The sequence below is a fragment of the Oculatella sp. FACHB-28 genome (assembly GCF_014696015.1).
Lineage (GTDB): Bacteria > Cyanobacteriota > Cyanobacteriia > Elainellales > Elainellaceae > JAAUTN01.
In genome coordinates, this window is sequence record NZ_JACJPJ010000041.1 from 182146 (window position 1) to 205266 (window position 23121).

Sequence of the window (23121 nt, forward strand, 5' to 3'; positions counted from 1 at the left end):
CATTCAAGAACTCATTAATCAACAATCGCCAAGATGTCTTTCTCAGCTAGCAGTACGAATTCTTCGGTGCCTAGCTTGATGTCAGTTCCGGCATACTTGGAATAGAGAACTTTGTCTCCAACTTTGACTTCTAGTTCCTGACGAGAACCGTCGTCGTTCCGCTTGCCGGGGCCAACTGCAACGATTTCTCCAACCTGGGGCTTTTCCTTCGCGGTATCAGGCAGAAGGATACCGCCAGCGGTTTTCTCCTCAGACGCACTTACTTTGACGAAAACGCGCTCACCTAGTGGTTTAACGGTAGAAACGCTCAGGGATACTGCTGCCATACAAAGCTCTCCAGACAATAAATAACTTCATGAAGGGGATTAAGGTTCAGCGGCCAGCGCTCCGACTCAACTGTCCAGGACAGCTCAACAGCCCTATAAACAAGGCTTTGAACAGATTTTGCCTGAAGACTGAGTGATGGCTGACAGCCAACTGCAACCAGAGTTAGCACTCTCAACTCCTGAGTGCTAATGTACCGAACGACAGAGGCGATCGCAACTCAATTTAACGATTTCTTCGGTACGGGTTCCCGAACTGAGCATAGATCGCGTGTTTTAGAAGGGGCGAAGTAAAGATTTGCCTACGTAGCTTTAAAGACATCTTTAACTTCATAATTTTCGCTACTTCTGCTGGAAACCCTTCGGTAGCTCATCTTGAGTTACTTGTAAACATTGAAAGCTAAATTTTCTACCTGGATAAATGTGTTTTTTCAATCAACATCAACAAATTTACTGGACTTAGCTCAAGCTGCCTTTGACACCCTAAGTGTGGAAATACGGAACAGCGATTGCAAACAGACAATCATTTTTCAGTAAATACCCTTATACCGAAATTTACGTAGGCGATCGCATAGCCAGTATTTCTACTGAAAATATCCACTTCTTATCCTTCAATCTATGAAAGTCACTTCCATGAACAACAGCATTTGGTTGCAGCCAAGGTTCTTTTTGTGGGATTGACAGTACAGACGACTCTAGAACAAATGCTTGGGAGTTACACTTTCTCAACGTTGCTCAAGCTAACGAGGTTGAACCAGCCGCCTCCGTACCGGAGCCCGCTTCGCTGCTAGGTTCGCTGGCAATAAGTGTTTTGGGTGCAGGCTCTACGTTAAGACGCAAGGAGGAAGTGTAGAGAGCTACTGCTCCTTTAAGGGCGTAGCATTCAGCAGATGTCCCCGAAACGACCCAGAGTCATGACTGAATGTTGCGCCTCTAAACTCTACAAAAAAGCTAAGATTTCCCTGACTGTAGCCTTTGGCTGCTCCAGGTGGGGAACGTGACCGCTGTTTTGAATCCAAACTAGATTGCTGTGGGCGATCGCCCTTCTAAACCTCTCCCCATCCCCCGTACCCAGCACATCATCTGACTCTCCCCAAAGAATTAGCGTCGGGTGATGAATTTGAGCAATTTTAGGTGTGAGATCGCTGTAACCGCCGCTTTGAGTGAAACTAGCGATCGCCTCATTCCAACCTGGCATTTGCTGATGTAGCAGCGAACAGCGAATCGTGTCGATCAGCACTGGATCTGCATTAGGCAAGGCTGAAACTGCATTTAGAGCAGCAAGCTTGCGATAGCGTAGCCATTCCACAGCGAACCAATCTAGCGGCGCAACCAGCAACCGACCTAGCGGGAAACTGCCCGAAAATCCAATGCTGTCGATTAGCACGAGTTTGCTAACACATTGGGGATGGGTGAGCGTAAAATCAATTGCCACTGCACCTCCCATTGATGCACCGATTAAAATGATGGGCTGGGCGATCGCAGTTTGCCAAAAGCTATACAAGTGACGTTTGATTGAAGACGGATTGATTGGCACACCTTTGACTCGTTCGGTGAAGCCAAATCCTAGTAGGTCGATCGCCCAAACTTGATGGTGTTCGGCTAAAAGGGGCAAAATTCGGCGAAATTCCAGCAGAGAACTGTCAAATCCATGCAGCAAAACGATTGGCGTTCCGGTTCCTCGACAAACACAAGCCGTTGCAATCTGCCAGGACAGTGTTGTTTTTGGCGGATGTTGGATCACACCAATGGTCCGACGTTCAATTTGCTGCGCTAGAGCAACAGATGCAGGATCAGTCAGTAAACCAACTTCAGTCGGTAAAAAATTGGCAACCATGAAGTTTTACCGTTTTGAATTTTGGGTTGCGAAGCTTTTGTAAGTGTAATTTGATGAAATTCTTAGTAGCGATATGACGACAGAATCAACTGTAATCAAACTGGATCAATTTTTGAAACTCGTTGGTGTTGCACAAACAGGAGGCGAAGCAAAGCTGTTGATTCAAGGCGGTGAAGTGCGCGTTAATGGAGCGGTTGAAACGCGGCGAGGACGCAAATTGGTAGAAGGCGATCGCATCTCCACCTTAGGGGAAACCTTTACAGTTCAACTGGACTAACAAAATTTTTAGGTTCTGCCTTCTCTTCTTCTAATTCAGAAGTTTCTGTTTCGGAAGCTTCTACCTGAAATTCTGCTGCATTCCGCTGTACTTTTGCCAAAAGCTCCAGGTACGCAAAAGGGACGACGACTGGCCAGGATGCACTTGCTAAAGTCAATACCGCGATGGAAATGTACGTCCAGTTTAAAGACAAGTCCGTGTCTCGCTTAAAGAAAACCCACCAGACCTTAAAGAAACGGATTGCCATTAACAAATAGAAAGCTGTAAATAGGGCAACTAAAACAAGTTTCACAGCAGTTGAATCCTAAGTTCAAAAGAAGTTTCAGTGGAATATCTCCATTCCAACGCTTCTTGGACGGTTGAGCTTGACCTAAATACACCTCTGGTTTAAGTAATACCCGAACATTCCCCAAAACTTAACAAAATAACCAACGTTGCCATAGACCTGGCTCTATTGTTCACAGTTTCTTTAGGTTGAGTTGGGTTTTGCTCTGTGCTTCGAGCTACCTTAATCTTTTGAGGCGTGTAATCTCCCAAAACTACAGCCTAGAATGCTCCAGCATCCGGCTACCTCAGGAGCAGACAAAAAATCGCAGCAGACAACAACTCCATTATTCTTAAAAATGGTATTGCAGTGAAATTACAAGGTTATGGCAAAGCACACTCAGGCGCACCTGTCTCGCACCGTAGAAAAGAATCAGTCTGAGGGTAGCAAAGAGATGACCCGAAAGCAGATGGAATATTACATGGGTGCAAAGCTGATTGAAATTGGCGTAGATCCCAAATCAGCCGTCTACCGCTGGTCAACAGAGACGAAGGGCAGCCGAGAAGTCATCACTTATAGCGCCTACTGGGCTGATTCCAAGGAAAAATTAGAAGGCAATTAGAAATAATCTGCCGCAGGCTAGGTGCTACCCGTACAAATTTACGCGATCTGAGGGAGTTGAATTGCTCTAAAGATCGAAAATGTAACGGTTTGCAACATATAATGAGAGCTATTGTACATAAGCACACCCAAGGGTAAGAGCATTACATGCGAGTTGCGATCGCCGGAGCAGGCTTAGCAGGACTTTCTTGTGCAAAATATCTCACCGATGCCGGACACACGCCTATCGTGCTGGAGAGCCGGGACGTATTAGGCGGTAAAGTCGCTGCCTGGAAAGATGAAGATGGTGACTGGTATGAAACCGGGCTGCACATCTTCTTTGGGGCGTACCCTAACATGCTTCAGTTGTTCAAGGAACTGAACATTGAAGATCGGTTGCAGTGGAAAGAGCACACCATGATCTTCAACCAACCTGAAGTTCCGGGTACCTACTCCCGCTTTGACTTTCCCAGCATTCCCGCTCCAGCAAACGGCATCATCGCGATTTTGCGAAACAATGACATGCTGACCTGGGGGGAAAAAATTCGCTTTGGGTTGGGACTAATTCCTGCCATCCTCAACGGGCAGAAATATGTTGAGGAGATGGATCAGTATTCCTTCTCTGAGTGGCTGAAGAAGCAGAATGTGCCACCTCGGGTTGAGAAAGAAGTCTTCATTGCCATGTCGAAGGCGCTGAATTTTATCGACCCTGATGAAATTTCTGCGACGGTAGTTTTAACTGCCCTCAACCGATTTTTGCAGGAAACGCATGGCTCAAAGATGGCGTTTCTCGATGGCGCACCTCCAGAGCGGCTCTGTCAGCCAATGGTTGACCACGTCACTGAGCGAGGCGGCGAAGTGCGGCTAAACGCGCCTCTCAAAGAAATTTTGCTGAATGACGACAGCACCGTGCGCGGCTTTGTGATTCGCGGGTTGAATGGTGCCGCCGATGAGATTCTCACGGCTGACCTATACGTGTCTGCAATGCCTGTCGATCCATTGAAGGTGATGTTGCCTGCTGCCTGGAAGCAGATGGACTATTTCAAGCAGCTAGACGGGTTGGAAGGGGTACCGGTAATTAATCTGCACCTATGGTTTGACCGGAAGCTGACAGATGTAGATCATTTGTTGTTTTCGCGATCGCCCCTCCTGAGCGTCTATGCCGATATGAGTAACACTTGCCGCGAATACGCCAACCCTGAGCGCTCAATGCTCGAGCTCGTCCTGGCTCCTGCCAAAGATTGGATTACTCGCTCAGACGAAGACATTATCGCCGCCACGATGGTAGAGCTAGAAAAGCTATTTCCCCATCACTTTGGTAGTGATAGCCCCGCTCAGCTGCTGAAATACAAGGTTGTTAAGACTCCCCGCTCGGTCTACAAGGCGACTCCAGGACGGCAACAGCATCGTCCTAGCCAGACCACCCCGATTGCCAATTTTTATCTGACGGGCGATTATACGATGCAACGTTACCTGGCAAGCATGGAAGGGGCTGTACTTTCTGGTAAGCTTACAGCGCAGGCAATTAGCAGTCAGCGAACCGCGGTCAGCAGTCAGCCTGTTCCCAAGGCTGAAGATTTGCAGGTGTCAGCCTCCTAAATTGCCAGTCTTGGCAGTTCCCCGGATAGCGAGTATTAGCTCGTGTAAAGCTTCCGTAGGATAATTTCTGATGACTGAAAGCCTCGAAATCAATCTCCCAGCTTGCGATGTAATGCTGCAATTGCCTGAAACCCCACGCATGACCAAACTGGCACCTTTGGAGGACGCATACGAACTCTGCCGTCAAATTACAGCCCAGTATTCCAAAACTTTCTATTTGGGTACGCTGCTGATGCCAGAGGCAAAGCGTCGAGCAATCTGGGCAATTTATGTCTGGTGTCGCCGCACTGATGAGCTAGTGGATGGGCCAAACTCAGCCCTGACCACAGATGCAACGCTGGATGGCTGGGAGCAGAACCTGGAGTCAATTTTTGCTGGGAATCCACTGGAAGATGCTGACGTGGCGCTGGTGGATACGCTGTCTCGCTTCCCTATTGGCATTCAGCCATTTCGGGATATGATCGCCGGTCAGCGGATGGATTTGTATCGCAGCCGCTATGAGACGTTTGAGGAGTTAAACCTCTACTGCTACCGTGTGGCAGGCACCGTAGGCTTGATGTCTACCGCGGTCATGGGAATTGATGAGTCACAAGCTAGTGCCCCCTGGTATCGCCCCCTAACGGGAGATAGCCCAACGGAGGAGGCGATCGCCCTCGGCATTGCCAACCAGTTGACAAACATTCTGCGCGATGTCGGTGAAGATGCTAGGCGTGGACGCATCTATATTCCTCTAGAAGATTTGGCGCTGTTTAACTACACTGAGCAAGATTTGTTCGATGGCGTAGTAGACGATCGCTGGCGGGAATTGATGCGCTTTCAAATTCAGCGGGCCCGCAAAGTCTACGCTCAAGCCGAACAGGGAATTAGCCTGCTTAGCCCTGATGCTCGTTTCCCAGTCTGGGCAGCCTTGATGCTGTACCGCCAGATTTTAGATGTGATCGAGCAAAATCAATATGACGTGTTTCGCAAGCGAGCCTATGTGCCAGGTTTGCGAAAGTTCCTGTGTTTGCCGATCGCCCGCTTGAGAGCAGAAGTGCTCTAGGTTACGGTGGCGATCGTCCCATAAATGTGGGAAAACTAAGGTATTCCTGCTCCAATAGAGGTACTTACCGCCGCGACCTGGTCGAGAAGACGTAGCTCAAAGCATAGAACAGGAATACCCAAATTCGGGGATGAAGGATTCGGGCAATGAGAGTCGAGATCGATGCAAGTCTTCACTCTAAAGCCCCACTCCTTCCCCTCAAACCCTCCAATAGAGGTGTTTTATCCCTGCATAAATTCTTCTAGCTTGCGAGTTAAAGAATCCACAACGCCCTCGTTGCTAGTTTGAGTTGAAGCTTCCGCCTCAATCTGCTGAACGGCTTCAGCAGGCAAGCCTAGCAGTTGAACTAGTTTGTTGTAAGCAGCGGCTTCCTCTTCATTAATCTTTTCTTCGTTTGGTGTGCGAGCGCTAGAGCGAATCACTTCATAGCCCAGCCGCAGCACAAGCTCCCGTTCTTCCACGCTTTGCAGCTTCGGAGTCAGTTCCTCTAAGGGAATATTTTGGATCATGTATTCCTGAAGTTCTTGGCGGAGGTGCTGCTGTTGAGGTGCATCGGCAGCAAACATACCGCTAAAGCGATCGAGCATCAAGTCAATTTCTTCAGAAGCCAGGTGCCCATCTGACCAGGCCATTGAAGTGACAACCCGCAACAAATTCATTTGGCGGGGGGTGATGGAGGGAGGTGGGGGTGCTTGCATACTATCATTGCCTCCTAAAACAATTTGAAGTAAAGGTACTTAGATAATACGCCTCTCCTACCCGACTCTCCTGGAATGTTGGAATTACTTAAATGTCGTTAGATTAATTCAGATCAATGCCGTCGAATTAGCCCTTTTAGCTCCCGCCAAACCATCGATTCGTTCGATTTTGTTTGAGGCTGAGTAAAAACACCGTGAGTGGGGCTAAACAGCAGCGCCAGGACAAATATTCCAGAGACAACCAGAACGATCGCCGGTCCCGAGGGCAGGTTAAAGAAATAGCTGAGGTACATGCCGCTGATGCTGGAAACAATACCTATGCCTGCACCGAGAATCATCACCTGATGCAGACGGTTGACCAGCAGGTAGGCAGTTGCACCAGGAGTAATCAGCAGCGATAGCACCAGGATAACGCCAACCGATTTCATGCTGGCAACAATGGTCAGGGCGATCAGCAGCATCAACCCAAAGTTAAGCAAATTGGTGGGCAAGCCTGCTGCCTGTGCGCCCAGTGGGTCAAAGGTGTAAAACAGCAGTTCTTTGTAGAGCAAGACGACGACAACTAGCACCAGGGCAGAAATCAATGCAGTCTGCCAAACTTCGGGACGGCTGACTGCGAGAATGTTGCCAAACAAGAAGTGGTTGAGGTCGATTTTGTTATCGCGTTGAATTAGGGTAATTAGGGTAATTCCCAGGGCAAAGCAGGCAGAGAAGACAATTCCCATTGCTGCGTCTTCTTTGATCGGCGATCGCGATCGAATCCAGGCGATCGCCATCGTACTCAGCACCCCAGCTATGAATGCCCCAATAAAAATATTTGCGCCAATCATGTAGGCGACTGCCAGTCCTGGCAGGACCGAGTGGCTAATTGCATCGCCCAACAGCGCCAACCGCTGCACCATCAGGTAGCTACCCACCACCGCGCAGATTAGCCCAACCAGAACAGCAACGATCAGCGATCGCTGCATAAACTCATAGCTCAATGGCTCTAGCAACGCTTCCCACATTACGCCGCTTCACCTGCTGCAAACATAACTCTGCCGCCATAAGCGCGATAGAGATTTTCCTTGGTTAATACCTGCCTACGAGGGCCATAAGCGACAAGGGATTGGTTGAGCAAAATCAAGTCATCAAAGTGAGCGATCGTTTCGCCCAAGTCATGGTTGACCACGAGGACAAGTTTGCCAGCAGCAACAAGTTCATGAAAAATCTCGAAAATGACTTCCTGAGTTTTTTGGTCGATGCCAGCCAGCGGTTCGTCAAAGCAAAAAATTTCCGGCTCCTGCGCCAGTGCCCGTGCTAAAAACACTCGCTGTTGCTGTCCGCCAGAGAGCTGACCAATCGGGCGATCGCGATATTTTTCCATGCCGACTCGCTCTAGGGCAGCAGCAGCAACCCGCCGGCTGGTGGTAGAAAAGCGGCGAAACCAGTCTGTTTTTTGGACCCGACCCATCATCACCACATCCCACACCGTTGCCGGATAGCTCCAGTCAATCTGCGATCGCTGGGGCACATAGGCAACCTTATCAAGCTGCTGCATCAGCGGCTTATTGTGGTAAAGCACCGAGCCACTGGTATTAGGAATCAGTCCCAGCATTGCTTTAAGCAGCGTACTCTTACCCGCACCGTTTGGTCCGAAAATTCCAACTAGCCGCCCCGGACGGATCACCAAACTAATATCACGCAAAGCCTCAACCGCTCGATAACTGACACTCAAACGGTTAACCGCGATAGGCGCATTGGAAGACATACAGGTTTGCTCAACTTGACCTGACGAGTTTGGCTGCTGCACCAAGTGGTTTTGGAAGGGTAGGGCAATTGGGTTCACGGTCTCTTTCCTATCAACGTGCTTGGGTTTGCTGTCAACACTTCTAAGGTAAAATTCCTGTTGCCTGTGCGCCCCCTGTCACAAGGCTTAAGCGATGTTGCTAGAGGTTGACGCAAAGGCAGAGATTTAATCAATAGAAGTGAGTCTTTGTGAAGACGGCTAAGCCAGATTCCACAATTTTTTGTAAAAATGAAAGGATTATGAAATTAGTATAGTGCAAGAAAAATGAAAGGATTATGAAAATGCGTAAAGCCCGCACGAGAGCGCTCGCTCACCCTCTACTTCGACCATCTTCACTACGGGTGTGGGCGATCGCAGCTCTCTTCCTGGGGCTAACGACAAGCGGCTGTAATCTGACCAATTCAAATTCAGACAGTTCTAGTGCGGCTGATGCACCTGAAGTCGTGGCGACCAGCACCATTTTGGCTGACCTGACTGAGCAAATTGGCGAATCAGAAATTCAACTCACGAGCATTTTGGAACCAGGAGCCGATCCTCACGTTTATGAGCCCGTTCCGGCAGACACAGTAGCGCTGGAACGGGCAGACTTAATTCTCTATAACGGCTACAACCTGGAGCCAGGGCTAATTCGGCTGACGAATTCGGCTGGGGTAGAAGCTAAAAAAGTTGCCGTGGGTGAAGTAGCACCATCTCTTGAGGTCGAAGGTCAATCTACCCCTGACCCTCACGTTTGGGGAGATGTGCAGAACGTAATCTTGATGGTGAATGCGATTCGGGATGCGCTGATTGAGGTGTCAGAAAGCGATCGCCCCACCTTTGAGCAAAATGCCGCTGAATTGGTTGCCGAGCTAGAGCGTCTAGACGCCTGGATTGCTCAGCAAATTGCTACCATTCCTCCTGATAATCGCAGGCTCGTTACGACCCACGATGCCTTTCAGTATTACGCTCGTGCCTATTCTCTAAATGTGATTGGGACACTAATTGGCATCAGCACTGAAGAGCAGCCTAGCGCCCAGACCGTACAGCGCTTAGTGGAATCAGTGAGAGCGACTGGAGTGCCAACCATTTTTGCTGAAACAACCATCAACCCAGCCCTGATTCAAACCGTTGCAGAAGAAGCGGAAGTAGACCTGTCCCCACAGCAGCTTTATTCTGACTCGATCGGCGCACCGGGTGGAGACGGGGACTCTTACGTCAAGATGATGGTGTCGAATACAAGGGCGATCGTTGAGGCGTTAGGTGGAACCTACACTCCATTTGAGTAATACGTTGTTTGAGGATGTTTGCGCCAGAATGGGGATGGTAAGTATGTTGCCGAGTTCGTACGTTGTCGATGTTGAAATTGTTTTCAAGGTCGCTGAAGAGTCTGCTAAAACCAGCAGGGATGGTAGCGATCGCCCTTACCCTACTGCTGACCTTCCTTAGCGCCCCCCTCTTCGCTCAAACCTCTTCTCAGATTGGCTCTCGCGTCTCTAGATTAGAGTCAGAAAATACAACCTTGCGGTCCAGGGTGAGTCGGCTTGAGAATACCATCTCCAGATTGAGTCAAAGTGGAGGTGGTAGTCAGATTCAGCTTGATCCGGCTCCTGAGGTCACTCCTTCCACCTTGCAATCTGGCGACCCGATGTTCGATCGCCTCGCGACGCTGGTGATCGAAACCAAACAGCAAGTCCTTGCTTTAGAAGAACGAGTAGCGGCTTTAGAAGCCCAGAACTAATTCGCCCAGCAATTATAAAGGAGAACCACTCAGAGAAATTTATGGCAGAAAACTATGCTGACTATGCCAAACGGATTAACCTAGCCGAATTTATTGATCATGCGCTGCTCAACCCGGCAGCTACCCCAACGCAGGTCATTCAGTGTTGCGAAGAGGCAGATTTGTTTGGCTTTGCAACGGTTTGTGTCTATCCGGCACATGTGCGTCAAGCAGTCGAATTGCTGCATAACAAGCGTACTCAAGTCTGTACGGTGATCGGTTTTCCCTCTGGGGCGACGACCTCGGCCGTGAAGTTCTTTGAGGCTCAAGAAGCGGTTGAGAATGGAGCAACTGAGCTAGATGTTGTAATCAATCTGGGCTGGCTAAAATCAGGCAGGACTAACGAAGTACATCAAGAACTAGCTGAAATTTGCGAGGCAACAGGTCAAACCGTCAAAGCGATTCTAGAAATGGCATTGCTGACCGAAAGTGAAAAGAAACTAGCCGCAGAAATCTGTCTAGATGCAGGCGTGCAGTTCCTAAAGACCAGTACAGGCTGGTACGGTGGAGCCACGGTTGAAGATGTCAGATTACTCAAAGCTGTCTCCAACGATCGCATTGGTATCAAGGCATCAGGCGGGATTCGCACCCTTGAGCAAGCGATCGCCCTCATCCTGGCAGGTGCAACCCGTATAGGAACTTCCCGTGGTCCGGATCTACTCCGCCAACACGATACCCTGGAAGAAGAAGCAAAACTTTAAGTACGTAGATGTGGTGGAGATGCGATGCACTGCATCCCTACCAACCCCAAACCCTTAGCCCACAATCCTCAACATGGGTGGAACCTACAAAGCCACTGGTATCAACCTTAAAAGTATGCCGCTAGGCGAGAGCGATCGCCTGCTGACTGTCTTGACGCAAGAGTTTGGCTTGATCCGAGTGGTAGCACCCAGCGCACGGAAGCACAAGTCCTCTTTAGGGGGACGTAGTGGACTGTTTGTAGTTAACCAATTACTGATTGCAGAGGGGCGGAGCCTCGATAAGATTATTCAAGCGGAAAGCATACAGTCTTATGCTGGTTTGAGTCAAGACTTGAAGAAGTTAACAGCGAGCCAATACTTGGCAGAACTGGCACTTTTTCAAGCGTTGAGTGACCAGCCACAAGAAGAACTGTTTTGTTTGTTGGTTGAGCATCTAAACCGTCTAGAAAAGCTACCGGGTGCGGTGACGCTAGCTAGTCTGGCTCATGCCACCTTTCATCTGCTGGCTCTAGCGGGAGTTGCACCCCAAGTGCAGCTTTGTTGCGTAACTCAGCAACTTTTAGCGCCTGATTTTGCTGACCCTGACTGGCGCGTTGGCTTTAGCGCTGTAGCAGGCGGAATTGTGAGCCTGGCAGAGCTAGAGCAGTTAGCCCCCAGGCTGTCTACCGCAAAATTCAGGACAGGTGGCTCAACCATTCGCCCTAGTCAGGCTGATCGAGCTCAGCCTGGGATGGGACAGGTAGTTGGCCGCCCACAATCTGTCCGTGAATCTGCACCCAGCTACCCGCCTGCTCGCCCTTCTAAGAATAAGAAGAGTGCTGAACTCCATCTTCAAATTAATGCGACGGAGCTTGCCTTGCTCCAGCAGCTATCTCAACCCGATTTCATCCAACCCGATGGGACTCTTGCCCAGCCCCAAGAACACCCAATCGAGCAACCCTTACCTGAACAAATCTGGCTTTCGATCGAGCGGATCTTAAGGCATTATGCTCAATATCACCTGGATCAGCCGATCCGATCCGCCACTTTGATTGATACTTGCTTCTACCCCCTGCCGCAGCCCATTCCATCTCCTTAAATCATGATGCGATTGTTTGACTCAGACCTGGACGTGCAGATGCCCATGCTCAGCCAGCTTGACCCCAACCTTGAGGGAGGTCGGTATGGCACTGATACGCAGGTCGATAAAAAGCCGACTGATTGGAAGCCGAACGACACCACCAGTAACGGTCATAAAAACGGAAATGGCAGCACCCACGGCAACGGCAAGACGAATAGTCACAGTGGCGGTGACAACGGCAGCAACGGCAATACAGTTGCTCTAGATCCGAAGAAGCCAGATGGTTCGGACTCCTCAAACTCTAGAAAACAGTCTGAGCGTGAGATAGAGGAGCCAGTTCATGGTTTTTTGCCCGTTCTCAAGAACCGTAACTTCTTAGCGCTCTGGAGCGGTCAGGTTTTCTCGCAACTGGCAGACAAAGTTTATCTAGTGCTGATGATTGCGCTGATTGAGAGTCGGTTTCAGTCGGAGGGGCAAACCATTAGCGGCTGGGTGTCCTCGATCATGATTGCGTTTACCATTCCAGCCGTCCTGTTTGGGTCAGTGGCGGGTGTATATGTCGATCGGTGGTCAAAAAAGACTGTCCTCGTCGCAACCAACCTGCTGCGAGGGGGACTCGTTTTGGTTTTGCCGCCGCTGCTATGGATTTCGCAGGGTTGGTCGCCGTTTGCTGGGCTGCCAATCGGATTTTACATGCTGCTGGGAATCACGTTTTTGGTGTCTACTCTAACCCAGTTTTTTGCTCCCGCAGAGCAAGCTGTTATCCCGCTGGTTGTAGAGCGTAAGCATTTGCTATCGGCTAACTCGCTCTACACAACGACGATGATGGCTTCGGTAATTGTTGGCTTTGCAGTGGGAGAGCCGCTGTTACACTTTGCCGATCGCCTGGTCGTATGGATCAGTGGCAACCTGGACGTGGGCAAGTCGGTCGTGGTTGGAGTCAGTTATGCGATCGCCGGTCTCCTCCTCCTATTGCTGAAAACGGGCGAGAAAGGCGATCACCTTGAGCAACAAGAGCCACCTCACGTTTGGCAAGATATCAAAGACGGATTGCGATACTTAAAGCAGCAGAGACGGGTACGGGCAGCACTGATTCAACTGGTGGTTTTATTCTCAATTTTTGCAGCATTAGCAGTCCTGGCAGTGCGACTGGCAGAGATTATGCCTGCAATCAAGTCTTCTCAGTTTGGCTTTTTGCTGGCGGCAGGCGGCATCGGCATGGGCATCGGGGCAACGGTGCTGGGCTATTTTGGGCAGCGGTTTTCTCGTGCTCAGCTTGCGCTGTATGGCTCAATCGGCATGAGTGCATCACTCGCAGCTATTCCGCTATTTTCCTGGGAACTCGTACCGACCTTGCTGATGCTGGTGTCGCTGGGAGGCTTTGCAGCAATCGTGGGCATTCCGATGCAAACCGCAATTCAGGAAGAAACCCCCGAAGAGATGCGAGGCAAGGTGTTTGGCTTACAAAATAACGCCGTGAATATTGCTCTCAGTCTGCCGCTGGCCCTGGCTGGAGTCGCTGAAACGCTGTTTGGGCTTCAAGTTGTGTTTATTGGGCTGGCAGTAGTGGCGATCGCCGGTGGCAGTCTGACCTGGTACATTTCCCGTGAAGGATCACCCAAAGCACCCCAATAAGTGATTAAATCCTGATATTAGAGAAAATTTTCTTGATTAAAAATTAAAGCGATTCACTTGAATGCATATTGCATGGCTTGGGAAAAAATCACCGTTCTGTGGCAACGTCACCTACGGTCGAGAAGTCACAAACGCGCTGCTAGATCGAGGACATCAGGTTAGTTTCTTGCACTTTGCCCAAGAAGAAATTAACGATAGTCAGTCTGAACGGCAGGAAGTTTCTATCCCATTTCTTTACAAGTCGCAGATTTATACCATTCCATCCTTCAAATCGAGCAAGGTGCTGATCCAGTCACTGCGTCGGCTCAAGCCCGATCTGGTTCATGCCTCGCTGACCCTGTCGCCGCTAGATTTTGTCTTACCCGAAATCTGTGAAGAGTTGAACCTGCCGCTGGTCGCGACCTTTCACCCACCCTTTGACCGCAAGCGACGCAATCTGACATCAGGCACTCAGCACTTGATGTATCAGCTTTATGCCCCCTTCCTGGCAAACTATCATCGCGTCATTGTCTTTTCTCATATCCAGCGTGATCTGTTGGTGAGACTAGGCGTACCAGAAGCTCAAGTTGCTGTCATTCCTAACGGAGTCGATGCCGGAAAATATTCTCCTGGCTTGTCTCGCATCAAAACAGAACTGGACGCTCAACGGCTATTTGTCTATCAGGGCAGAATTGCCGCTGAGAAAAACGTTGAATCTCTGCTCCGTGCCTGGAAACATTCTGAGATGGGAGCGAACAGCAAACTGGCGATCGTCGGCAACGGTCCGCTTGCTCCCTCACTGCAAGCCTTTTATGGACAGGAGCATGGAGTGATCTGGCTAGGTTTTGTCGCCGACGAACAGCGGCGGATCGAAATCTTACGTGGGTCAGATATGTTTATCCTGCCCTCATTGGTGGAGGGACTTTCCCTGTCGTTACTAGAAGCAATGGCTTGTGGGGTAGCCTGCATGGCAACCGATGCTGGGGCTGATGGAGAAGTGCTAGAAGACGGTGCAGGCATCATCCTCAATACGCATCGCGTCTCGGCACAACTGCAAACTCTGTTTCCCATTTTTCGTGACCACGTTGAGCTAACGACACTATTGGGACGTAAAGCTCGTCAGCGGGTGTTAGACCGTTATACACTTAGCCAAAACATTACTTTGCTCGAAGAACTCTACAGCCAGGTCTTCCAGCAACAGCGAATTTATATGAATCGCTCAGTTTAAGTTATCAAACCATAAAAATTTACACGTCTTGAGCAACGGTAATTCTCTCGCGGAGATCTATCTTGGAGAATATCCCTTGCTTTTTGATCTCTTGTTTTGGTTAAGAAAGGTTCCGGGAGTTCTACAGGCTGCCAAAGGGGTTTGAAAAGTACAGTTTGTCGTCCATCAGAGATAGGAGCATAGGATTCGGGCAAGAACTCTTGTGCTATTTCGAGTTTTTTTGCTAAATGCTACGCCCTTATAGGGCATTTACTACTTTTCAAACATCTTTTAGGCTTAGAGGTTTCACAATTAGATCATTCCTTTTGATCTAAATAGGGTGCATCGTCCAGAGATCTGTAAAGCAATTTAGGGAAAACATACCTCTCATGAAGAGAGGAACGTTTTTTCGCTTCAATTTCCTCTGAATTGCTCAGTTCGTTCCAGGAAGCAAAACTTGCTTCTTGGGAAAAGTCAAAGTCATTCGTCAACTGCCCAAGTGCCCCATCTACCATGATTTGTTGTCTCAATCCCCGTTGTCGAAAGCCCCAGAATTCTGATGAGGCAGAGGTATGCCAGAACTGTGGCACACCCCTACAAGCCCTGCTGAGAGGTCGTTATCGGGCAGTGCAGCTCATTGGCCAGGGTGGATTTGGCAGAACTTATCTAGCTGTAGATGAAGACAGGTTGAACACCCGCTGTGTGATTAAACAGTTTTCACCTCAGGTGCAGGGAACCAAATCTCTAGATAAAGCAATTCGGCTATTTAACCAGGAAGCGGTGCGGCTACACGAACTGGGAGAGCATCCTCAAATCCCTACGTTGCTGGCTTATTTTGAGCAGAACAAATATCTTTATCTGGTGCAGCAGTTTATTGAGGGGCAAAATTTATCGCAGCAGCTTCGTAGGCAAGGGGCTTTTACAGAAGCACAGATTCGAGATGTATTAAATGATTTGCTGCCCGTACTGAAGTTTGTGCATGAGCATCAGGTAATTCATCGCGACATCACGCCAGTTAATATTTTGCGTCGTCAGGTGGATAGTCGCCTGGTACTGATTGATTTTGGCGTTGCCAAACAATTGACCGCAGCGGTAGCGGTGGAGCCAGGAACTCGGATTGGTACAGAAGGCTATTCTCCGCTGGAGCAATTTCGAGGGGGTCGAGCTTATCCTGCAAGCGATCTCTACAGTTTGGGGGCGACGTGCGTTAATTTGCTGACTCAAACCAAGCCCGACAGTTTGTATGATCCGCTGAATGGACGCTGGATTTGGCGGGACTACTTGCTGAAGAAGGGAGTGACCGTCAGCAATAATCTGTCGCGAATTTTGGACAAGATGCTGAAAGATCTGGTGAACGAGCGCTACCAATCTGCTGAAGAGATACTGAGAGACCTGAATAGTGTCCCGTTCACCTCCATTCCACCTCTCAGTAACCCTGCAGCATTGCTTACAAATGAGGCAAGCATTAACCCAGTTTCACACCCTCCTTCTAGTTCGCCGTTGACCTCTAGTCCTTTGCCTTCAAGACCCCGCTCAGGGGGACAACCGGGAGGAAGCTGTTTGCGAGTGTTGACGGGGCATTCCTCGTGGGTAACGAGTGTGGCGTTAGGCCCAATGGCTCAAACAGTGGCAAGCGGCAGTTTGGACGATACGGTGAAGGTGTGGAATCTGCACACCGGCGAATTGCTGTTTACCCTGACAGGACATACCAAGGAAGTGAATGCGATCGCCATTAGTCCGCATGGCAAAACGCTAGTCAGCGGCAGTGATGACTACAGCATCAAGATGTGGAATTTGCAAACCGGGGCCTTGATGCGGACGCTGACGGGGCATTCTAGGGATGTAAACGCGGTGGCGGTCACACCTGATGGTCAGCTTTTAGTTAGTGGGGGCGAAGATCGGACGATTAAGCTCTGGCAAATGGGCACCGGGACACTGCTGCGAACGCTGTTTGGGGTGGCGGGAATGATCAAGGCGATCGCCGTTAGCTCAGATGGTCATTTGCTGGTAAGTGGTGGACTTGACCACAAAATCAAACTCTGGAGTCTGCACACGGGCGAGCAAATGGCCGCGTGGACGGGGCACGTCAACTCAATTAGTGCGATCGCCATCAGCAAGGATGGGCATCTCCTGGCCAGCGGCGGCAAAGATAAGCTGATCAAACTCTGGAATCTGCCCAGCGGGGAACTGATTCGCACGTTTGCTGACCATTCGAGAGATGTGAATGCTGTTGCCTTCAGTCCTAACGGAAAGCTGATGGTCAGCGGCAGCAGCGACACCACGATTAAGCTCTGGGATCTGGACAAGGGTAAGGTGATCGAGACCTGGACTGACCATTCTGATACCGTGAATGCGATCGCCATCAGTAAGGATGGCAAAACCCTGGTCAGCGGTGGTTCTGACAATACGGTTAGAATTTGGAAACTGCCGGTTTAGGCAAGGCGATGACGCGCCGCTTCTAGTAACAAGCTTCTTTCGGCACGGGCGATCGCCTCATGGGTCTTCTCTACTGCATCGGGGCTAACAGAAATTGAGCTAATGCCCCAGCGCACCAGCGCCTCAACCAATTCTGGATATTGAGACGGAGCCTGACCGCAAATTGAGCAAGGGATGCCCACCTGTCGCGCCGTCTGAATGAGTTGTTGCATAGCCCGCAGCACCGCTGGATGGCGCTGGTCAAAAGCTGGGGACATCTGAGGGTGGTCTCGGTCTACTCCTAGTAGCAGTTGAGTCAAATCATTGCTGCCTATGGAAATGCCCTGTACACCAGCCTGCACATAATCTGGCAGCAGGAATAAAACCGAGGGCACTTCAGCCATAATCCACACCTGAAAGTTTGGATTTTGTTTTAACTCCGCGTCGAGGATGCGCTTATAGCAAAAGCGAAATTCTTCTACCGTGCGGACAAAGGGCAAAATTAAATGCACATTAGCAAATCGAGATTGCTGCACCTGTCTTAATGCGGCCAACTCTAAGTCGAATAGCGTCGGATCGACTTCATAACTGAAAGTGCCATGTAGCCCCAAGGTAGGGTTTGGCTCGGGGGTGGTTGGATGACCCATTAATGACTGAAATTCGTGCGATCGCAAATCCAGGGAACGGTAAAACACGGGTCGCGGCAAAAATGCTTGGGCAAATTGGAGGATTTGCTCTGCCAGACGATTCACCAATTCTCGTGGCCGTTCTTGCGCCCACACAATCGGGTGTTGCTGATCTAACACATCTAAAATTAACTGCTCTGACCGCAGTAGCCCAACCCCATCCACTGGCAAATCGTGGGTCTGTGACAGCAGCGCCACCCGGCTGAGGTTGACCATAAGTTGAGTGCCATTGGGTGGGTCGGACGATTTTGAGGCAGTGTAAAAATCAGGTTTTGAGGAAGTATGGGCTAAGGGTTGGGGGCTAACTGGCGGTTGAGAGGAAGGTTGAAGGATGGTTTGAGCCAGCAGGTGAGACGGGGGAAGCGGAGCGGCGTGAGGTGGAATGGCTTCCTTTTCGACTCGGTAAATTTCACCGCGATCGCCATCCAAAAAGACCATCTCCCCGGTTTGAATCAGCTTTGTCACATCCGCTGCACCAACCACCGCAGGAATGCCTAATTCACGTGCCACGATTGCGCCATGACTGGTCATGCCGCCCTGTTCAGTCACGATTCCGGCTGCTTGCTGTAGCTCAAAGATCCAGTCTGGGGTAATTTGAGACGCAATCCAGACCGCGCCAGTAGGCGCTCTAACAGCAGCCTGAATTGAGTCAGGCACAATCCAAGCTTCGCCAAAAATTTGCCCTGAGGCGGCACCTACTCCCCTCACAACTAAAGGAGATAAACCTGAAATTTGCCAGGTCGTAGGGACAGATGGCGATAGCACAAGGGGTGAAGAAGCTGTAGACGGTCGAAAACGAATACCTGGGATGGGTAAGGGTTGCGGGCTGGCTTGAGTCAGGTAAAGGGTCAGCGATGTGTCAGGTTGCGGGACGACCCCTTGCGGGTATCTCTTCGAGATTGCCCATTCTAGCCGCAGCGATGGACCCAGATCAGCAGAGAGCCTTCGGGTTAAATGGGTCAGTTGTTCAAGCTCTAATTCGGTCAGGATAGCCCGCGATGGCTCGACTGGATCCGCTCGAAGGCAGTCCTGAGAAGGTGGTAGTTCTGCTTGTGATGAGGCGAAAGGCACTGCAATGTGATAGGCAAAGGTTCTACTCCCCGGTTGCTGCGTCTGGATTGCGCCCGTTTGCCGATGAACTTGGTAACGGTCTGGAGTGACTTCCCCACGAGTTAAGGCAGCGCCTAAGCCCCAGGTTGCCCGAATTTCAAGATGACCATCGTGAGTGTGCAAATCTCCGGCAGCGATCGCTGACTCCATTGGCTGCACTAAAACAGCCAGGTTGATTTGCTGAAGCTGAATCCCCAAACGCTGCCAGTACAGTAAGCTTTTTGCCCGAAATAGCTCTGCCCAAACGCGCTTGAGGTTTTGGGCGATCGCCTCTGGTTGATTCCAGCAAACTTGACTAGCGAATAGTCCAGTGGTGCGATAGCTAATGCTGGAGTCTAACCTCGACTCCAGGGCAAAGGACGGACGCAGAATTACTGCTGCAGACTGCCAACTGCTCGTAGCCGCAAACAACTGCGCTAACCAATCTGCTGCTAAAGGGGTTGACTGAATAGCCTGACGAATTTGTTGGGCGATCGCCTGCAGCTGACGAGGGTTGTCTACATCCAGATGCAGTGCCGAGTTGGGCAAATCGGCAAACAGCGGTTCTAGCCAGTTGATTGTTCCTAAAAATTCTCGAAATACGGAGTCTGCAACGACGACTCCAGGCATGACAGAATAGCCTTTCTGCCCCAATAGCCCTAGATAGAAAGCTTTGTCCCCTACTTGATTGCGATTTGCAGGTTGAATCTGGTCAAGCCAGTAAAGATTAGCCACAGTCATTTAGGCGACAAGTATCACTTTGATCTTACTGGTACTACGCACTGCCCAGAGACAACAGCGCTATTCCAACTTCATCTCAACTTATAGCGTTATTTCAACTTCAGCGGGGACAGTTTGCGATCGCCCCAAACCAAGTTAAAATCAAGAGCTATTGCCTAAATTGCCTAAGACATTTACCCACCATGAAACACACCCTCTCAGTCTTGGTCGAGGATGAAGCAGGCGTTTTAACCCGGATTGCAGGTTTGTTTGCTCGTCGCGGATTTAATATTGAAAGCTTGGCGGTGGGGCCAGCTGAGCAAGATGGCATTTCTCGGATCACGATGGTGGTGCCAGGGGATGACCACATTATTGAGCAGTTGACGAAGCAGCTTTACAAGCTAATTAATGTGCTGAAGGTGCAGGACATCTCAGAAGTGCCCTGCGTCGAGCGAGAGCTGATGTTGATTAAAGTGAACGCGACTAGCTCTAGCCGCTCTGAAATCGTAGAACTGGCGCAAATTTTTCGGGCGCGAGTGGTGGATGTGGCGGAGGATTCTTTGACGATTGAGGTAGTGGGCGATCCAGGGAAGATGGTGGCGATCATTCAGGTACTCAATCGATTTGGGATTCGGGAGATGGCGCGAACAGGAAAAATTGCACTCACGCGGGAGTCGGGGGTGAATACGGAATACTTGAAGTCTCTAGAGGCGAAGGTTTAGAGAGTCTTTTGGCTCAAGCAAAGACTTTTTGGGGGCAAAGCCCCCAAATCCCCACTGAGGGACGAGCGCGTCCCCCAGACCCCCTCCGCAAGGGTCTAGGGTGGGTAGCAAAGCGCGCTTCGCATCAGTGGGTTGCACGGGAATGGGAGCGCTGTGGTGCCTGGTCTCACGTTTTTGGTAGGGTTTTCCCTCCCTGCTAGGGCAACACGGGTAGGAGAGCGATTGCTAAATTTGGAGACACAATTTTATTAAGTGTCATCCCGCTTTAGATCGGGACAGGAGTTTGCGGTATGACAGCTTTACGACTTGTTTCGGATGGTACGCCACGTCAGGGTAGCCAGGAGCTTCAGCCTGTTTCCACTGTTTTGAATGACGATCGCCTGCTGGATGCTTACTCTGAGACAGTGACTCAGGTGGTTGAAAAGGTAAGTCCAGCAGTAGTCAACATTGATGTGCGGCAGCAGCGAAGCGATCGCCCCTATCGCAGTCGAGAAATGCAGGGAAACGGTTCTGGCTTTGTGTTTACTCCAGACGGCTACATTCTGACCAATAGCCATGTGGTTCACAACGCCAGCCATATTGAGGTAACGCTCTCAGATGGTCGTCGCTACAGTGCAGAAATGGTGGGCGAAGATCCAGACACTGACCTCGCTGTAATTCGGATTCAGGCACCCAATCTGGTAGCAGCAAAGCTGGGCGATTCTGAATTTTTGCGGGCAGGGCAAGTCGCGATCGCCATTGGTAACCCCTATGGCTTTCAGTGCACCGTCACCGCAGGCGTAGTCAGTGCCGTTGGGCGATCGTTCCGCTCTAACTCCGGCAGACTAATCGACAGCGTCATCCAGACTGATGCCGCCCTCAACCCCGGCAACTCCGGTGGTCCACTGGTTTCTTCACGAGGTGAAGTGATTGGCGTAAACACCGCCGTGATCATGTCAGCCCAAGGCATCTGCTTTGCCATCCCCATCAACACCGCAAAATTCGTCGTTGGGCCACTGATCCGAGATGGCAGAGTGCGGCGCAGCTACATCGGCGTTGGAGGTCAAACCGTACCCCTTCCCCGTCGCCTCCAAAACTTCTACAACCTCACCGTCGAAAGCGGCATCCTAGTTATTTCCATCGAAGCAGACAGCCCCGCCCACCGTGCCGGACTACTAGAGCGAGACGTAATCGTAGGCTTTGGCGAACAGGCGATCGCCAGCATCGACGACCTACACAAAGTCCTCACCGAAGAACAAGTCAGCGTGCGATCGCCCCTCACCATCATTCGCAGCTCCGAAAAGCGAACGCTTTGGATTGAGCCAGAGGAATCGAGAGGAGCTAGGAGCTAGGGCTACCTTAAGAGCTGATTTTTTGTGTGCAATGCACACAAAAAATCAGCTCTTAACTAGATTTTGCCTCCCACAGGTGCGAAGCCCGACCTAGCGTAGTAGTCAACCCTTTTGGAGGGGGTCTGGGGGACGCAACCGTCCCTCAGTGGGGGTCGTGGGGGGCAAGTCCCCCACACAGGGTTTCTGCCAGAGTCCATAAACTTTCGCACACTCCACAAGCGATCTATTCTAAAAATCGCACCAACGCTGAACCCTTGAGGAGCCAACCCGTGAAAGCCGTCATCATGACCTCCGCCGGAGATCCAGACGTTCTACAGCTAAAAGAAATCCCCGACCCACAAATTCAGCACAACACCGAAATCCTAGTTCGCCTCAAAGCAGCAGGCATCAACCCGATTGACACCAAACTCCGCAAACGTGGCACCTTCTTCCCCGACCAAATGCCTGCCGTCCTAGGCTGCGATGGGACTGGAATCGTAGAAGCGATCGCCCCCGGTGTTCAATCCTTCCAGGTAGGCGACGAAGTCTACTTCTGCAACGCAGGCTTAGGCAGTCACCCCGGCAACTACGCCGAACTCGCAGTCGTCGATCAGCGCTTCGTTGCTCACAAACCCAAATCCCTCAGCTTTGCCGAAGCCGCCGCCGCACCCCTCGTCCTGATCACTGCCTGGGAAGCACTCTACGATCGTGGTCGCCTAGAAGCAGGACGCAAAGTCCTCATTCATGCTGGGGCAGGCGGCGTAGGGCACGTTGCCATTCAACTGGCAAAACTAACCGGAGTAGAAGTTGCCACCACCATCAGTTCCCAAGAAAAAGCTGACTTTGTTCGTCAAATGGGGGCAGACTTTCCCATCTTCTACAATCAGCGTGACTTTGTGCAGGCAGCTCTCGACTGGACAAACGGAGAAGGCGTTGACCTCAGCTTTGATACCGTTGGTGGAGCTGTATTCTCCCAATCCTTTGCAGCCACACGCATCTATGGTGACGTAGTGACGATTTTAGGAGCAGACCCAGAGACAGATTGGAAAACAGCGCGCGATCGCAACCTCCGTATCAGCTTCGAGCTAATGCTCACCCCGATGCTCAAAGGCTTAGTCAAAGCCCAGCAAGACCAAGCGAAAATTTTGCAGCAGTGCGCCCGACTATTTGACCAGCAGCAATTGCGAATCCACCTAAACCGCACCTTTCCTTTAGCAGAAGCTGCCGCCGCTCATCGACTCTTAGAGGACGGATCGAGCATCGGCAAAATTGCGCTAGTAATGGATGCTTAAAGTTGAAGCGGGTAGAGCGATCGCCACAGTTGCAGTAACGAGTAATAAGCTAGACAGTGAACTGAAATAGCGCAGATCCAGACTCATCATGAATTTCCTGGCTAGCTATAGATTTTGAT

The 23121-nt window shown here is 50.5% G+C and carries 22 protein-coding genes; 14 read left to right on the plus strand and 8 right to left on the minus strand.

Annotation, left to right across the window (positions count from 1 at the left end):
• Positions 1-14: 14 nt before the first annotated feature.
• From groES to H6F88_RS05775, 3 genes are all read right to left on the minus strand, one after another.
• Complete coding sequence (groES, locus tag H6F88_RS05760; protein ID WP_190641783.1) at positions 15-326, minus strand: co-chaperone GroES; 312 nt, start codon at positions 324-326, stop codon at positions 15-17.
• Positions 308-496 (minus strand): hypothetical protein, encoded by a 189-nt coding sequence (locus H6F88_RS05765; protein WP_190641784.1) that lies wholly within the window; start codon positions 494-496, stop codon positions 308-310. Before H6F88_RS05765 ends, groES begins: the two co-directional genes overlap by 19 nt.
• A 767-nt stretch (positions 497-1263) precedes the next feature.
• A complete protein-coding gene (locus tag H6F88_RS05775) occupies positions 1264-2160 on the minus strand; it encodes an alpha/beta hydrolase (RefSeq protein ID WP_190641785.1) in 897 nt (298 codons plus the stop codon).
• A gap of 73 nt (positions 2161-2233) precedes the next feature.
• Between H6F88_RS05775 and H6F88_RS05780 the strand changes: the two genes are divergently transcribed.
• Complete coding sequence (locus tag H6F88_RS05780) at positions 2234-2437, plus strand: RNA-binding S4 domain-containing protein (RefSeq protein ID WP_190641786.1); 204 nt, start codon at positions 2234-2236, stop codon at positions 2435-2437.
• On the opposite strand, the gene H6F88_RS05785 is transcribed toward H6F88_RS05780, so the two are convergent.
• Entirely contained in the window at positions 2418-2729 is a 312-nt protein-coding gene (locus H6F88_RS05785) for a hypothetical protein (protein ID WP_190641787.1), read from the minus strand. The genes H6F88_RS05780 and H6F88_RS05785 overlap by 20 nt on opposite strands.
• A 358-nt stretch (positions 2730-3087) precedes the next feature.
• Between H6F88_RS05785 and H6F88_RS05790 the strand changes: the two genes are divergently transcribed.
• The 3 genes from H6F88_RS05790 (at position 3088) to crtB (ending at position 5943) form a co-directional block, all read left to right on the plus strand.
• On the plus strand, positions 3088-3324 hold the full coding sequence (locus H6F88_RS05790; protein ID WP_190641788.1) for a hypothetical protein: 237 nt from the start codon (positions 3088-3090) through the stop codon (positions 3322-3324).
• A gap of 146 nt (positions 3325-3470) precedes the next feature.
• A complete protein-coding gene (gene pds / locus H6F88_RS05795) occupies positions 3471-4901 on the plus strand; it encodes a 15-cis-phytoene desaturase (RefSeq protein WP_190641789.1) in 1431 nt (476 codons plus the stop codon).
• A 112-nt stretch (positions 4902-5013) separates the two neighbouring features.
• The gene (gene crtB, locus H6F88_RS05800; RefSeq protein ID WP_190641870.1) at positions 5014-5943 is read left to right on the plus strand and encodes a 15-cis-phytoene synthase CrtB; all 930 of its coding nucleotides are present in this window, start codon (positions 5014-5016) and stop codon (positions 5941-5943) included.
• Positions 5944-6164: 221 nt separating this feature from the next.
• Here the strand turns inward: crtB and H6F88_RS05805 are convergent, their stop codons facing one another.
• The 3 genes from H6F88_RS05805 to H6F88_RS05815 form a co-directional block, all read right to left on the minus strand.
• Positions 6165-6641 carry a TerB family tellurite resistance protein gene (locus tag H6F88_RS05805; RefSeq protein ID WP_190641790.1) on the minus strand — a complete coding sequence of 159 codons (477 nt, stop codon included), beginning with the start codon at positions 6639-6641 and terminating at the stop codon, positions 6165-6167.
• Between the two features lie 113 nt (positions 6642-6754).
• The gene (locus tag H6F88_RS05810; RefSeq protein WP_190641791.1) at positions 6755-7648 is read right to left on the minus strand and encodes a metal ABC transporter permease; all 894 of its coding nucleotides are present in this window, start codon (positions 7646-7648) and stop codon (positions 6755-6757) included.
• Positions 7648-8391: a metal ABC transporter ATP-binding protein gene (locus H6F88_RS05815; protein WP_190641871.1), complete on the minus strand. Its 744-nt coding sequence runs from the start codon at positions 8389-8391 to the stop codon at positions 7648-7650. The genes H6F88_RS05810 and H6F88_RS05815 overlap by 1 nt, the downstream gene beginning before the upstream one ends.
• A 320-nt stretch (positions 8392-8711) precedes the next feature.
• On the opposite strand from H6F88_RS05815, the gene H6F88_RS05820 reads away from it, so the two are divergent.
• The 7 genes from H6F88_RS05820 to H6F88_RS05850 all read left to right on the plus strand — a co-directional run bounded on the left by H6F88_RS05820 (position 8712) and on the right by H6F88_RS05850 (position 17204).
• Positions 8712-9695: a zinc ABC transporter substrate-binding protein gene (locus tag H6F88_RS05820; RefSeq protein ID WP_199333474.1), complete on the plus strand. Its 984-nt coding sequence runs from the start codon at positions 8712-8714 to the stop codon at positions 9693-9695.
• A 119-nt stretch (positions 9696-9814) separates the two neighbouring features.
• Positions 9815-10147 (plus strand): hypothetical protein, encoded by a 333-nt coding sequence (locus H6F88_RS05825; protein WP_190641793.1) that lies wholly within the window; start codon positions 9815-9817, stop codon positions 10145-10147.
• Between the two features lie 41 nt (positions 10148-10188).
• Positions 10189-10887: a deoxyribose-phosphate aldolase gene (gene deoC, locus H6F88_RS05830; RefSeq protein ID WP_190641794.1), complete on the plus strand. Its 699-nt coding sequence runs from the start codon at positions 10189-10191 to the stop codon at positions 10885-10887.
• A gap of 73 nt (positions 10888-10960) precedes the next feature.
• Entirely contained in the window at positions 10961-11965 is a 1005-nt protein-coding gene (gene recO, locus H6F88_RS05835) for a DNA repair protein RecO (RefSeq protein ID WP_190641795.1), read from the plus strand.
• Positions 11966-11968: 3 nt separating this feature from the next.
• Positions 11969-13582, plus strand: coding sequence for an MFS transporter (locus H6F88_RS05840; protein ID WP_190641796.1), 1614 nt, complete (start codon positions 11969-11971; stop codon positions 13580-13582).
• Positions 13583-13643: 61 nt separating this feature from the next.
• Complete coding sequence (locus tag H6F88_RS05845) at positions 13644-14789, plus strand: glycosyltransferase family 4 protein (RefSeq protein WP_190641797.1); 1146 nt, start codon at positions 13644-13646, stop codon at positions 14787-14789.
• A gap of 492 nt (positions 14790-15281) precedes the next feature.
• On the plus strand, positions 15282-17204 hold the full coding sequence (locus H6F88_RS05850; RefSeq protein WP_190641798.1) for a serine/threonine-protein kinase: 1923 nt from the start codon (positions 15282-15284) through the stop codon (positions 17202-17204).
• On the opposite strand, the gene H6F88_RS05855 is transcribed toward H6F88_RS05850, so the two are convergent.
• The gene (locus tag H6F88_RS05855; protein ID WP_199333461.1) at positions 17201-19699 is read right to left on the minus strand and encodes a putative PEP-binding protein; all 2499 of its coding nucleotides are present in this window, start codon (positions 19697-19699) and stop codon (positions 17201-17203) included. The genes H6F88_RS05850 and H6F88_RS05855 overlap by 4 nt on opposite strands.
• A gap of 182 nt (positions 19700-19881) precedes the next feature.
• On the opposite strand from H6F88_RS05855, the gene ilvN reads away from it, so the two are divergent.
• From ilvN to H6F88_RS05870, 3 genes are all read left to right on the plus strand, one after another.
• Positions 19882-20400 (plus strand): acetolactate synthase small subunit, encoded by a 519-nt coding sequence (ilvN, locus tag H6F88_RS05860; protein ID WP_190641799.1) that lies wholly within the window; start codon positions 19882-19884, stop codon positions 20398-20400.
• A gap of 290 nt (positions 20401-20690) precedes the next feature.
• The gene (locus H6F88_RS05865; RefSeq protein WP_190641800.1) at positions 20691-21731 is read left to right on the plus strand and encodes a trypsin-like peptidase domain-containing protein; all 1041 of its coding nucleotides are present in this window, start codon (positions 20691-20693) and stop codon (positions 21729-21731) included.
• Positions 21732-22000: 269 nt separating this feature from the next.
• Positions 22001-23002: a zinc-binding dehydrogenase gene (locus H6F88_RS05870; RefSeq protein ID WP_190641801.1), complete on the plus strand. Its 1002-nt coding sequence runs from the start codon at positions 22001-22003 to the stop codon at positions 23000-23002.
• Positions 23003-23121: the final 119 nt, after the last annotated feature.

Coding starts and splice junctions, on each gene's coding strand:
- groES (WP_190641783.1), bottom strand. CDS start 326: ATGGCAGCAGTATCCCTGAGCGTTTCTACCGTTAAACCACTAGGTGAG.
- H6F88_RS05775 (WP_190641785.1), bottom strand. CDS start 2,160: ATGGTTGCCAATTTTTTACCGACTGAAGTTGGTTTACTGACTGATCCT.
- H6F88_RS05780 (WP_190641786.1), top strand. CDS start 2,234: ATGACGACAGAATCAACTGTAATCAAACTGGATCAATTTTTGAAACTC.
- H6F88_RS05790 (WP_190641788.1), top strand. CDS start 3,088: ATGGCAAAGCACACTCAGGCGCACCTGTCTCGCACCGTAGAAAAGAAT.
- pds (WP_190641789.1), top strand. CDS start 3,471: ATGCGAGTTGCGATCGCCGGAGCAGGCTTAGCAGGACTTTCTTGTGCA.
- crtB (WP_190641870.1), top strand. CDS start 5,014: ATGCTGCAATTGCCTGAAACCCCACGCATGACCAAACTGGCACCTTTG.
- H6F88_RS05805 (WP_190641790.1), bottom strand. CDS start 6,641: ATGCAAGCACCCCCACCTCCCTCCATCACCCCCCGCCAAATGAATTTG.
- H6F88_RS05810 (WP_190641791.1), bottom strand. CDS start 7,648: ATGTGGGAAGCGTTGCTAGAGCCATTGAGCTATGAGTTTATGCAGCGA.
- H6F88_RS05815 (WP_190641871.1), bottom strand. CDS start 8,391: ATGTCTTCCAATGCGCCTATCGCGGTTAACCGTTTGAGTGTCAGTTAT.
- H6F88_RS05820 (WP_199333474.1), top strand. CDS start 8,712: ATGCGTAAAGCCCGCACGAGAGCGCTCGCTCACCCTCTACTTCGACCA.
- H6F88_RS05825 (WP_190641793.1), top strand. CDS start 9,815: ATGGTAGCGATCGCCCTTACCCTACTGCTGACCTTCCTTAGCGCCCCC.
- deoC (WP_190641794.1), top strand. CDS start 10,189: ATGGCAGAAAACTATGCTGACTATGCCAAACGGATTAACCTAGCCGAA.
- recO (WP_190641795.1), top strand. CDS start 10,961: ATGGGTGGAACCTACAAAGCCACTGGTATCAACCTTAAAAGTATGCCG.
- H6F88_RS05840 (WP_190641796.1), top strand. CDS start 11,969: ATGATGCGATTGTTTGACTCAGACCTGGACGTGCAGATGCCCATGCTC.
- H6F88_RS05845 (WP_190641797.1), top strand. CDS start 13,644: ATGCATATTGCATGGCTTGGGAAAAAATCACCGTTCTGTGGCAACGTC.
- H6F88_RS05850 (WP_190641798.1), top strand. CDS start 15,282: ATGATTTGTTGTCTCAATCCCCGTTGTCGAAAGCCCCAGAATTCTGAT.
- H6F88_RS05855 (WP_199333461.1), bottom strand. CDS start 19,699: ATGACTGTGGCTAATCTTTACTGGCTTGACCAGATTCAACCTGCAAAT.
- ilvN (WP_190641799.1), top strand. CDS start 19,882: ATGAAACACACCCTCTCAGTCTTGGTCGAGGATGAAGCAGGCGTTTTA.
- H6F88_RS05865 (WP_190641800.1), top strand. CDS start 20,691: ATGACAGCTTTACGACTTGTTTCGGATGGTACGCCACGTCAGGGTAGC.